Raw genomic sequence first — 12,406 nt, 5'->3', positions numbered from 1 at the left:
ATATTTACTTTAGCCCTGCATTTGAATGACATCTACATTCCCCATATAAGGACGCAATGCTTCCGGAATAACAACGGATCCATCGGCTTGCTGATAATTCTCCAGAATCGCCACAACCGTTCGTCCCACCGCTAAACCTGAGCCATTTAATGTATGCGCAAACTCTAGTTTACCACCTTGTTCCCGGCGAAATTTAATATTCGCACGCCGAGCTTGGAAGTCTCCCATGTTCGAGCAAGAAGAAATTTCGCGATATTCCCCAGCACTTGGTACCCACACTTCTAGGTCATACGTTTTTGTAGAGCCGAATCCTAAATCGCCGGTACACAATGTCACAATGCGGTACGGCAGTTCCAACCGTTTCAACACGTTTTCGGCATGACTGGTCATCAATTCTAGTTGTTCGTTTGAATCCTCTGGTAAAGAAAAACGCACGAGTTCAACTTTATTGAATTGGTGTTGACGAATGATCCCACGCGTGTCCCGACCAGCTGAACCCGCTTCAGAACGGAAATTTGTGCTATATGCATTATAAGCAATTGGCAGTTGTGCTGCTGTTAAAATTTCATCTCGATGAAAATTGGTGACCGGTACTTCCGCCGTTGGGATTAAAAAATAATCCTCTTCACGAATCATAAAAGAATCCTCGGCGAATTTTGGTAGTTGCCCCGTACCAACCATGCAAGCACGATTCACCATATAAGGAGGAAGCACTTCCTCATAACCATGCTCTGTAGCATGCATGTCCATCATGAGATTGATCAATGCCCGCTCCAGTCGTGCGCCAAGCCCGCGATAAACGATGAAGCGACTACCTGTAATTTTTGCGGCCCGTTCGAAATCTAAAATACCAAGTTCAGTACCAATTTCCCAGTGCGGCTTTGGAGTGAAGTCAAAAGTCGGCACCTCACCCCACTTACGCTCTTCTCGATTTTCTTCTTCAGTGGCACCAACTGGCACAGTGTCTTGAGGGATATTCGGTAACGACAGTAGTAACAATTGTAATGCTTCATCCAATGAACGCAAGCGTGTATCATGCCCTTTAATATCTTCTGATACGTGTTTCATCTCTTGGATCAACGCTGTTGCATCTTGCTTTTCTTTTTTTAACACCGCAATTTGATCTGAAACATCGTTACGTTTTTGTTTTAGTGACTCAACTGTTTGAATAAGTGCGCGCCGCTCTTCATCAAGGGAGCTGAACCGATCCAATCCTTCAATCGTTCCACCGCGCTTTTCTAATGCTACTTTTACTTGCGCAAATTCCGTGCGCAATTTCTTTACGTCTAACATTTACGTACGCCCCCTCATCCTTTTTCACATTGTACCAAAATAGTCACCGTTATGCACCTGATGGCATGCCTTGCTCCTCATGCCGTCGCTCCAAGTTGACAAATTTATTGTATTCCTTAATAAAAGCGAGTTCTACAGTTCCAACTGGACCATTTCGCTGCTTAGCAATAATAATTTCAATGATGTTTTGATTCTCAGTCTCTTTATCATAATAATCATCACGGTACAGGAACGCAACAATATCAGCATCTTGCTCAATACTCCCCGACTCACGAATGTCAGACATCATTGGGCGCTTATCTTGACGAGACTCTACCCCACGTGAAAGCTGAGAAAGCGCAATGACCGGAACGTCTAATTCACGGGCAATCGCCTTTAATGTACGTGAAATCTCAGAGACTTCTTGCTGGCGATTTTCACCGCTTCGCCCGTGCCCTTGTATTAACTGTAAATAATCAATTAAAATGAGCCCTAAACCTTTTTCTTGCTGCAAACGCCGGCATTTTGCCCGAATGTCACTCACTTTCACACCGGGTGAATCATCAATATAAATACCTGCACGCGAAAGCGCCCCCATCGCCATCGTTAGCTTTTGCCAATCCTCTTCTTCGAGGGCGCCTGTACGCATCCGTTGTGCGTCGATATTTCCTTCTGCACAAAGCATCCGCGTCACAAGTTGACTTGCCCCCATCTCCAGTGAAAAAATCGCGATATTTACATCTGATTTTGTCGCAACATTTTGGGCGATGTTTAAAGCAAACGCCGTTTTTCCGACTGATGGACGAGCAGCGACAATAATCAAGTCACTCCGCTGGAACCCGGCGGTCATTGTATCTAATTCGGAAAACCCAGTCGCTAAACCAGTAATGTCGCCACGCGTTTTTTGTAACATTTCAATCCGATCATACGTCTCAACAAGTACATCTTTGATCGAAACAAAACTGCCACTATTTTTACGATGAGACACATCTAAAATGGCTTTTTCAGCTTCGTCTAAAATGGCATCAACTTCTTCTTCACTCGCGTAACCGTTTTTCGCAATATTTGTTGCTGCACGAATGAGGCGACGTAGCAATGACTTTTCTTCTAAAATTTTACTATAGTACTCAACATTTGCTGCCGTCGGAACCGCATTAGCGAGATCTGTTAAATACGTGACACCACCAATTTCATCTAACCACCCTCGATCTTGCAACGTCGATGTAACAGTCACAAGATCAACCGGTTCTCCTCTTTCCGCTAAATCAAGCATTACCTCATAAATCCGTTGATGACTGACCCGGTAAAAATCTTCTGGTAACAGTCGTTCACTTGCTGTTGTCACTGCTTGTCCAGCTAAAAAACATGCACCTAACACCGCTTGCTCTGCTTCTATATTTTGCGGCGGAATACGATCCGAGAGCAAATCACTCATCTAGACACCCCCTTTGCCATTAATAACCGGAAGCTGATCTGTATCTAGACCAGCTTCCGCTTGTGTGCTACATTTCCTTCACGTGTACGTTGACCGTCGCAACCACGTTTGCATGTATTTTGATCGGTACTTTTGTCACACCGAGCACACGAATCGGTTCTGATAGTTGGATTTTACGTTTATCTATTTTTGTGTTTTGCTTTGCTAATTCCTCTGCAATTTGTTTTGTAGAGATTGCACCAAATAAACGACCACCATTGCCCGCTTTCGCTGGAATTTCCAGTGTCATTGCTTCAAGTGTCTCTTTCAATGCTTTTGCTTCAGCCAGCTCTGCATCTGCCTGTTTTTGCTTACTTTTCTCTTTCGCTTGCAAATCTTTTAGGTTACTTGCCGTCGCTGCCATCGCTAACTTTTTTGGTAGTAAATAATTACGGGCATACCCTTCCGATACGTCCTTCACTTCTCCTTTTTTACCTTTTCCTTTTACATCGGCTGTAAAAATCACTTTCATCCCAAAGATCCTCCCCCATATTCATGATCAATCGCTTCTTCAAGTTGTGCTTGTGCCTCATTCAATGTCACACCCTGTAACTGTGTAGCTGCATTGGACAAATGCCCACCACCACCAAGCCGCTCCATTACCGTCTGCACATTAACATCGCCAAACGAACGTGCACTAATACCTACTTGACCATCTGCAAGTCCGCAAATGACGAACGATGCACGTACATCACTAATCGATAGCAATGTGTCCGCAGCCTTCGCGATGACTGGTTGGTCATAGGCATCGCCGTTTGGTGCAACCGCAACTGCATAACCAGCCCGGAAAATATAGGCGTTTTCTACAAGCTTAGCACGTCTTGTGTATGTCGCCAAGTCTTCTTTTAATAATCGTTGTACAAGTGAAGTGTCCGCACCATTTGCCCGCAAAAACGAAGCAGCTGCAAACGTTCTAGCACCTGTTCTTACAGCAAAACGATTGGTGTCTACCATCATTCCCGCTAGCAATGCCGTTGCTTCCAGTCGATCCATCTTCACAGGTGATGGTTGATATTCTAATAACTCCGTAACAAGCTCTGCTGTCGATGACGCATACGGTTCTACATAAACAAGCACCGGATCTTTCACAAACTCTTCACTTCGACGATGATGATCAAGTACAACGACCCGATCAATCATAGACAGTAATTTTGGTTCAATGACAAGTGCCGGTTTATGTGTATCAACAATGACAAGCAATGTGTCTTTGTCAGCCATTTGCACCGCTTCTTGTGGCGTAATGAGTTGCGAACCAATTTGAGGATGTTCATATACTTCTTCTAGCAAACGCCCGACATCCACATTAATGTCTGTCTGATCGAGCACAATCCATCCTTCTCGATCATTTAAATCAGCCATTTTCAACATACCAATTGCTGCACCGACTGCGTCCATATCGGGCCGCTTATGCCCCATAATGATGACACGCTTGCTTTCTTTTACAAAGTCAGTCAGCGCATGAGAAATGACACGCGCACGCACACGCGTCCGTTTTTCCACCGCATTTGTTTTCCCACCATAAAAACGGACACGACCATTTTTCTTTTTTATCGCCACTTGGTCACCACCACGTCCAAGTGCCAAATCAAGGCTCGACTGCGCTAACGCACCTAATTCACGTAACGACGCGTCTTCTGACCCAATGCCAATACTTAACGTAATCGGCACTTTTTCCTTTGCTGTCAACTCACGTATATCATCCAACAATCCAAATCGGTTTTCTTCTAACAAACGTAACGTCTTTTGATTCATGATTGCTAAAAAACGGTCTGATGCCGTTCGACGTAAAAATAGATCATAATCGCACGCCCACCGATTTAACGCCTCTGTTACTTGGGCAAGCAATCGACTTCGAATTTGGTCTTCCATCGCTTGTGTGACTTCATCATAGTTATCTAAATAAATATGGGCAACAACCGGCCGCATATTTGAATAACGTGCGGCTGTTTTTTCTTTTTCTGTCACATCTCTTATATAAATTAAACGCGCATCACGTTCAAACACAAATTCATAATAAACAGCACCGAGTTGCACAACCGCCTCGCTCATCCCATCTTGTAACCATTCAGGAATCTTTTCTTCAATCACCGATAGAGGCTGACCGACAAGGTCTGGCGCAACATATTTATGAATGAAAGGATTGACCCATTCAATGTCGCCATGCTCATTATACAAAACCATCCCTATAGGTAGCTTCGCTAAAGCTAACTCCCCCGCTCGATGGACGCGATAAGACAACGTCTGAATATATGCCTGCGTATGCGCTTCCTGACGTTTATAAGACCGTCTATAAGAAATGATCCAAATCACAAAAATAAGTGCGGTTAATACACCGAGTTCCCAATAAGTAAGGGAAAAGATGGTGACAATAGCAACCATCATGATTGTCAGCCCGATCATATGAATCATTTGTCCACGCTTCTTTTCATCACGCATGCCTCGTCACCTGCCCTTATTTCGCTATACTTACGACTGTAAACGCTCGCGCAGTTTGAAAATCATGTCTAGCATACCGATAATCTTTAGCACGTAAAATGCAATGGGTAACAATAATATACCGAGTACAATACCAACAATGCACACGATTTTTCGTTGCGGTGATGAACGTCGGGACTGCACGTATTTTACTAAAAAGGATGTCCCTTGTAATGCTAGAAAAACACTTACAATCGCTATACCACTATGATAAACAATAAACAGCAATGTCCCAGAATCTGGTTCAAAGAGCCCAATAAGTAACAATATCATATAATAAATTAACAACAAACGAGGAAATGTCCAATTAATGAAAGCAGGCAAACGCTTGTAGGATATGCCTTTCCATCTAAACATCATTGCAGAAAAAACATACACAATCCATGCATAAATACAGGAAAAAAGCAGTAACAGAAATGTCGTCAATCCTTCTAAGGTGGATAAATACGTTTCAATCATGTTTTCGTCAAAAGAATTTACACCAGCTGCCTCTAGCATACGTACTGATTGATCGAACGATTCACGAAATAACGTTCCTAATGAAAAATCCGTTGCTGCCAACAAAAACAAATATGCCCCCATGAGAAAGAAGAACACAGTCATCCCTGTATAAACAAAACGATCCGTTCCCGAAACTTGTTTGTATGTAAGTGCGCCAAGTACATAACCAATAACAACAAAAAATGTTGCAATGAACACGTGCCATATGAGCAATAACCCTATAGCTACACATATGATGACGAATAGGAAGCCATTCCTTAGTCCATATTTTGCCGTATAATATACAAATGGTAATGGTAAAACACACATCGCCAATATGTCTACAATCGGTAGTCCAGTCAAAAACATGAAAAGCAAAGCAATGTAAATAAGAACAATCAAAAACCCATCAACCCATTGTTTCTGCGTTGACACACCCTTCACCTCTTTTGCCAAACAATTGTTATCTACACATTTTAAAGCCACATCACCAACATTTATTCATCTCATCCCAAATTTATTTGCTTCATTTATACATTTTAGCGCAATTACATCTGAATGAAAAGCGCACGAAGGAACTAGCAAATAAAAGAGGATCGCCTCCCACAAACTCATTTAAAGCTTGGGTAGCCATCCTCTCTCAACTTTCAATTAAGAAAGTTCATTTACATAAGGTAGTAACGCAACTTGACGTGCGCGTTTAATCGCAACTGTCAATCGACGCTGATACTTTGCTGATGTTCCCGTCACACGGCGTGGAAGGATTTTCCCACGCTCTGAAACGAAACGTTTTAGTAAATCAACATCTTTGTAATCGATATGTTTAATTTTATTGGCAGTAAAGAAACAAACCTTTCTGCGCTTCGGACGACCTCGACGTGCCATTACACATGCACTCCTTTCTGTTTATCTTTAAAACGGTAGATCATCATCAGAAATATCGATGGAACCTTCTTGTGAGAATGGATCGTTGGCATATCCAGCTGAGCGCGTACCATTTGCATTTGGCGTGCCCCCTTGGTTACTATGACCATATCCATCTGCAGGCGCTCCACCATAAGTTTCATTGCTCGCACCTACACCTTGGTTCACTCTCTGACTGTTTTTCGGTTCTAAAAACTGTACATTTTCAGCAACAATTTCTGTAACAAACACACGCTTACCTTCATTGTTATCATAACTACGCGTCTGCACACGACCATCGACGCCAGCTAAACTACCCTTTTTTAAGTAATTCGCCACGTTTTCTGCCTGCTTACGCCAAACGATACAATTAATAAAGTCAGCCTCTCGCTCACCTTGCTGATTCGTAAACGTTCGATTCACTGCAAGGGTAAAGTTTGCTACAGCGACGCCACTCGGTGTAAATCTCAATTCAGGGTCTCGCGTCAAACGTCCAACAAGAACAACACGGTTTAACAAAACGATCCCTCCAGACTATGGAAATGGTTTACTGTTCGTCTTTGACCACAAGTACACGCATCACATTTTCATTGATTTTGATCAAACGATTAAATTCGTTAATCGCTGCTGTCTCAGCTTGTACATTTAAAAGAACATAGAAACCATCTTTAAAATCATTGATCTCATATGCCAAACGCTTTTTACCGACTCCTTTTGCCTGTAAGATCTCAGCACCATTATCAGTGAGCACTTTATTGTAACGCTCAATGATCTCTTTCGTTGCTGATTCTTCTAGGTTCGGTGCGATAATGTACATGATTTCATACTTACGCATTCGAATCACCTCCTCTTGGTCTAAGCGGCTCCATAAATAGGGAGCAAGGAGCAAAAATAAATTTACTCACATTCAATTAGTATACCAGACTTAGAAATTTGGTTCAAGTAATTTTTATCACCTACTTTTCTGTCGCCATATTTCATTTACTAAAACAAATGAATGGGATTTTCTGTGAGAGGGAGAAACGGGGCATGTTACTAAATTACGACACAACCAGCCATCTCTCCTTCTTTTTTTATCATTTTTTCCGAAACTTACTTACTCTTTCTCGCCCGCACAAACATCCAAGGTAATACACTCGCAACAAGAGACAACAATGTATAGATCACAACCCATATTAAAAACGTGGTGTTGAACACCGTAAACATATAGAAAGTGAACATCATGCATGTGACAACAGGCATCACGTACCAATAATTCAGTAATAACGTCACGACAATTGATATGATGACGATAAGCATTGGGAAAAGCAACAACACCATTGTCATTTCTCCACCAGCAAATGGATAATGAACCATAACAGACATCAACATAATAAAAGAAACCAGTAAGAGCATGCCGCCTACACGTCTCATAAACCACTCCTCCCCCTCTCACTCCTATCTACAGTAATGAAAGTGAGGGATGTCAACTCCTATGACATCCCTCACTTTATTACACATTAAAACGGAAATGAATCACATCACCATCTTGAACGATATATTCTTTTCCTTCTAGCCGGACTTGTCCACGCTCTTTGGCAATTGTCATACTACCTGCAGCAAGCAAGTGATCATATGACACTGTTTCTGCGCGAATAAAGCCACGTTCGAAATCGGTATGGATAATACCGGCAGCTTGCGGTGCTTTCGTGCCACATTGGTACGTCCACGCACGCACTTCTTGTTCTCCGGCTGTAAAATACGTTTCTAAACCAAGAAGCATATATGCCGCACGTATTAATTGATCAAGCCCTGATTCAGCAATCCCTAACTCATCTAAAAATAACGCTTTTTCTTCTCCCTCAAGTTCTGCAATTTCTGCCTCGACTTTCGCACAAATAACAACCACATTGCTATGTTCAGACTTTGCAAACTGACGCACTTGTGTAACATATGGATTATCATCTTTTTTCAACAAGTCTTCTTCAGATACATTCGCCACGTATAAAACCGGTTTACTTGTCAACAAATGAAGTTGTTTGACAATTTTTTGTTCCTCTTCAGTAAACTCAACACTACGGGCTGAATGTTCTCCTTCAAATGCTGCTTGCAAACGTTTTAATACAGCCAATTCGGCTACCGCTTCTTTATCCTTCGTTTTTGCCAGTTTTGCGACGCGTGTCAAACGTTTTTCCACTGAGTCTAAATCGGACAAAATCAATTCCAAATTAATAACTTCAATATCACGTAACGGCGCAACACCACCTGATACATGAGTAATATTTTCATCATCAAAACAACGAACAACATGCACAATCGCATCCACTTGGCGAATGTGTGATAGAAATTTGTTTCCTAATCCTTCGCCTTTACTTGCACCTTCAACAATACCTGCAATGTCTGTAAATTCAAATGTCGTTGGCACCGTTTTTTTCGGTTTGACCAACGCTGTTAAATTCGCTAAACGTTCGTCAGGTACTTCAACAACGCCGACATTCGGATCGATTGTACAAAATGGATAATTTGCCGATTCCGCTCCGGCTTGCGTAATTGCATTAAACAATGTTGATTTTCCAACATTTGGCAAACCAACAATTCCTGTCGTTAACGCCAAAACCGCTCACTTCCTTTATCATAGACGTTTACTAATACTTAACTAGAAACGATGATTTTTTTTAGTTTCTTTGAAAATTGCCGACGCGGGAGCAGGACACTATGATCACAGCCTAGGCACTTAATTCGCACGTCCATGCCCATGCGAATAATTTTCCAACGGTTTTCGCCACATGGATGCGGTTTTTTCATTTCTACCACATCATTTAACGCAAACGTCTTCTCCACTTTTGTCGACCTCCTCAACTGTACTGCTTGTATTATACACGATTTACACAGTAGTTTGAAGCCTGAGCTTACTCCTTTCGCCTCGTTGCTGGATGCTTTAAAATTGGATACAGCACTAAAGAGACCAAAACATACAAATTGAGCACACCATATAGCGGATACAACACCGAAATTAGCGTTGAAAAACCAAACATCGTAAGCGGTGCCATACATGCAACCAAAAAAAGTGCCAAAAGCCATCCAGGACCATCTATAAAAGCACGTAACCGTGTAATTAATCCAAACACACCCGCTGTTGCTGTCGTATAAATGGCTAACCACAGTAATAACGAAATTGCAAAAACCATATACGAAGGGAAAGTTTGTAATATAGCGAATAAAGGAATCTCATAAAAACGAATTTCATGTGCGATCGACAACAATGACTCATTATATAAATATGAGATTACGCCCAATATGAACGCACTCCCGATGCTCGCAATGTGTATTTCTCCTTTATGCTTAATTTGACCACCGATTGCCCCTAATACAGCAATGATCGGCAAAATATTTAACGAGGTGAATGTTAACGCTGACGACCAATTTTGTTGGCGAGACCAATCGAACGTGATTGGAAATCCTATTGACGTTTGATATACATATAAAACGGCTATCAAACACAGAATTAAAACCGGAATTAAATAGGCATTCATTTTCGCCATACCACTTGTATCTCTTAAGAACATAACAACAACAAGCCCGCTATTCATCACAATCCCCAACCAATATGGGATGTGATACACTTCTAGTGTCACACCACTCCCTGCCAACATAATGATTGTCACGGAAAATAAATATAACATCACCATAAAATCATACAATGTTGCAAGCCGCTTTCCAAGGAGGGTTTTTAGTACTGGGAGATAATGGCTTGTCTTTTCTTTTTTCGCGATGTGCAAAATGACATAGCTACTAACCATAAACAAAACTGCAAATAAAATGATCGCAACACCACTTTGATCACCAAAAAAAGCCCATATTTCTCGACCTGATGCATATCCAGCACCAATAATCGTGCCAACGATCAAAAACATCCATTTTAAACCACGACCCCACACTTCGCTCCACCCTCAACTTTGCTTTGACATGTATAGATCGACGAAAAATCTACTATACTAATACTACTATGGCAAAGGAGCTGCGCTTATGAGTCCAAACCTATGGCCTTTTAGAAAAAGAACAAATGGAAAAATCCGTCTACATTCAGAAGATCACGCAGGTACACCAACATTTACAGAAGCGCTATTCTCTTGTTGTAGTACGCAAAAAACAAAAGAACATGTACTTATTTGTATTGGTACGGACCGTTCTACAGGAGATGCTTTTGGTCCAATCGTTGGAAATATGCTAGAACAAAAAACACTGCAAACATTTCACTTATATGGCACACTCGCTCAGCCAATTCATGCGACAAACATGGAGGAAAAATTGCAACTCATTTACGAAGCACATCCAAACGCCCACGTCATTGCCATTGATGCTTGTCTTGGTCACACAGAAAATATAGGTTTCCTTACGCTACATCATGGTCCTTTAAAGCCTGGCGCAGCAATGGGAAAAAATTTACCTGATGTTGGAGACATCTGTCTTACAGGGATTGTTAATGTAGGTGGCATCATGGATTTCTATATGCTTCAAAGCACGAGGCTCCATACAGTCATGACAATGGCAACGAAATTAAGCGACATTATTTATGCTGTTGACACAACACTTACACATCATTTTTCAAAAAAACGAGAGAAAAATTCCATTCATCTTGCAACGAATTTTTCTCCGCCACCTTCCCACATTTAAAAAGCAGCTGAAATTTCTTGCAATGCATTTAACAAAACAAGCACATCGTTTTCAGTCGTATAAAGCCCAAAACTGACCCTTACAAGCCCTGTTTGAGTTGTACCAAATCGTTGGTGCAACTCAGGCGCACAATGTAAGCCTGCGCGCACAGCAATTTGATAGTGTTGGTCTAATATAAGCGCCACTTCTTGACTCATTACATTTTCAATAAAAAAAGACACAACTGCGACCCGCTGCTCACGCGGAGCCAGTCCCACAACTTTGATTTTAGGTATATCTTTGAGACCATTAAGAAACTGCTCCATCATCGCACTTTCATGCGTAAAAATATGTTTGATGCCAATGTTTTTTATTTCCTTTAATGCGGCACCTAATCCAGCAATACCTGGTGTATTTAATGTCCCTGCTTCATATCTGTCTGGCCATTCAAGTGGTTGGTATAACCCTTCTGAGTCATGACCTGTCCCCCCATAAACAAACGGCTCCAATCCCACATCACGCCCGGAAACGAGCATCCCGACACCTTGTGGACCTAATAACCCCTTGTGGCCTGGGCAAGCTAACAGATCAATTTCTTCTTGCTCTATGTTAATATCTATCACACCAGCTGTTTGCGCAGCGTCAACAAGCAATACAGCGCCAACCTGTTTTACTTTCTGGCTCACATCATGTAATGGAAAAAGTGCACCTGTTACATTTGAGGCATGACTGACAATCACCATTTTCGTTTTTTCATTTATCGCTTTCACCACAGTCTCTTGACAAATGCTTCCTTCATTCAATGTAGACACGATATGCACCTTAATTCCTTTATTTTTAATGAGCATTTGCAAAGGACGGCGCACAGCATTATGTTGAAATGACATTGTCACCACTTCATCGCCAGGTACAAATGGAAACCCTCCAATCGCTTGATTGAGGGCGTAAGTTGCATTAGGATAAAACCATACGTGACAAGGAGATGGCGCCCGAAACAACGCTGCCACCTCGTTTCTAGTATCACTAACAATTTGAGCCGCTTGCCGCGCTAGCTGATGTTGTCCTCTTCCTGGATTGGCGCCATAGTGGCGCAATGATTGTTCGACAGCGCGGACAACAGCAGCAGGTTTTGGAAAGGAGGAAGCAGCTTGATCAAAATAGTACACATAA

At 41.9% G+C, this 12,406-nt stretch carries 14 protein-coding genes; 1 reads left to right on the top strand and 13 read right to left on the bottom strand.

Annotated features, from left to right (window positions below; genetic code table 11):
- Positions 1–9: 9 nt before the first annotated feature.
- From serS to BLT29_RS12105, 12 genes are all read right to left on the bottom strand, one after another.
- A complete protein-coding gene (gene serS, locus BLT29_RS12160; protein WP_090776589.1) occupies positions 10–1,293 on the bottom strand; it encodes a serine--tRNA ligase in 1,284 nt (427 codons plus the stop codon).
- A 49-nt stretch (positions 1,294–1,342) separates the two neighbouring features.
- A complete protein-coding gene (dnaB, locus tag BLT29_RS12155; RefSeq protein WP_090776588.1) occupies positions 1,343–2,707 on the bottom strand; it encodes a replicative DNA helicase in 1,365 nt (454 codons plus the stop codon).
- Between the two features lie 67 nt (positions 2,708–2,774).
- The gene (rplI, locus tag BLT29_RS12150) at positions 2,775–3,218 is read right to left on the bottom strand and encodes a 50S ribosomal protein L9 (protein ID WP_090776587.1); all 444 of its coding nucleotides are present in this window, start codon (positions 3,216–3,218) and stop codon (positions 2,775–2,777) included.
- Positions 3,215–5,182, bottom strand: a complete 1,968-nt coding sequence (locus tag BLT29_RS12145; RefSeq protein ID WP_090776586.1) for a DHH family phosphoesterase — start codon at positions 5,180–5,182, stop codon at positions 3,215–3,217. Before BLT29_RS12145 ends, rplI begins: the two co-directional genes overlap by 4 nt.
- A 30-nt stretch (positions 5,183–5,212) precedes the next feature.
- Positions 5,213–6,136: a DUF2232 domain-containing protein gene (locus BLT29_RS12140; RefSeq protein ID WP_090776585.1), complete on the bottom strand. Its 924-nt coding sequence runs from the start codon at positions 6,134–6,136 to the stop codon at positions 5,213–5,215.
- 216 nt (positions 6,137–6,352) lie between these two features.
- Positions 6,353–6,586 (bottom strand): 30S ribosomal protein S18, encoded by a 234-nt coding sequence (rpsR, locus tag BLT29_RS12135; RefSeq protein WP_090776584.1) that lies wholly within the window; start codon positions 6,584–6,586, stop codon positions 6,353–6,355.
- Positions 6,587–6,613: 27 nt separating this feature from the next.
- Positions 6,614–7,123 (bottom strand): single-stranded DNA-binding protein, encoded by a 510-nt coding sequence (ssb, locus tag BLT29_RS12130; RefSeq protein WP_090776583.1) that lies wholly within the window; start codon positions 7,121–7,123, stop codon positions 6,614–6,616.
- A 28-nt stretch (positions 7,124–7,151) separates the two neighbouring features.
- A complete protein-coding gene (gene rpsF / locus BLT29_RS12125) occupies positions 7,152–7,439 on the bottom strand; it encodes a 30S ribosomal protein S6 (protein ID WP_090776582.1) in 288 nt (95 codons plus the stop codon).
- A 257-nt stretch (positions 7,440–7,696) separates the two neighbouring features.
- Positions 7,697–8,017, bottom strand: coding sequence for a DUF2651 family protein (locus tag BLT29_RS12120; protein WP_245701273.1), 321 nt, complete (start codon positions 8,015–8,017; stop codon positions 7,697–7,699).
- A gap of 79 nt (positions 8,018–8,096) precedes the next feature.
- The gene (gene ychF / locus BLT29_RS12115) at positions 8,097–9,197 is read right to left on the bottom strand and encodes a redox-regulated ATPase YchF (protein WP_090776581.1); all 1,101 of its coding nucleotides are present in this window, start codon (positions 9,195–9,197) and stop codon (positions 8,097–8,099) included.
- A 38-nt stretch (positions 9,198–9,235) separates the two neighbouring features.
- On the bottom strand, positions 9,236–9,424 hold the full coding sequence (locus BLT29_RS12110; protein WP_090776580.1) for a DUF951 domain-containing protein: 189 nt from the start codon (positions 9,422–9,424) through the stop codon (positions 9,236–9,238).
- Positions 9,425–9,492: 68 nt separating this feature from the next.
- Positions 9,493–10,521, bottom strand: a complete 1,029-nt coding sequence (locus BLT29_RS12105; RefSeq protein WP_090776579.1) for a YkvI family membrane protein — start codon at positions 10,519–10,521, stop codon at positions 9,493–9,495.
- Between the two features lie 88 nt (positions 10,522–10,609).
- On the opposite strand from BLT29_RS12105, the gene yyaC reads away from it, so the two are divergent.
- Positions 10,610–11,257, top strand: a complete 648-nt coding sequence (yyaC, locus tag BLT29_RS12100) for a spore protease YyaC (protein WP_090776578.1) — start codon at positions 10,610–10,612, stop codon at positions 11,255–11,257.
- Here the strand turns inward: yyaC and BLT29_RS12095 are convergent.
- Positions 11,254–12,402: an aminotransferase class V-fold PLP-dependent enzyme gene (locus tag BLT29_RS12095; RefSeq protein ID WP_090776577.1), complete on the bottom strand. Its 1,149-nt coding sequence runs from the start codon at positions 12,400–12,402 to the stop codon at positions 11,254–11,256. The genes yyaC and BLT29_RS12095 overlap by 4 nt on opposite strands.
- Between the last annotated feature and the right edge of the window lie 4 nt (positions 12,403–12,406).

Origin of the sequence: Shouchella lonarensis, assembly GCF_900096965.1 — a bacterium.
Classification (GTDB): Bacteria; Bacillota; Bacilli; order Bacillales; family Bacillaceae_D; genus Shouchella; species Shouchella lonarensis.
This window is presented reverse-complemented; position numbering and strand designations above follow the sequence as displayed.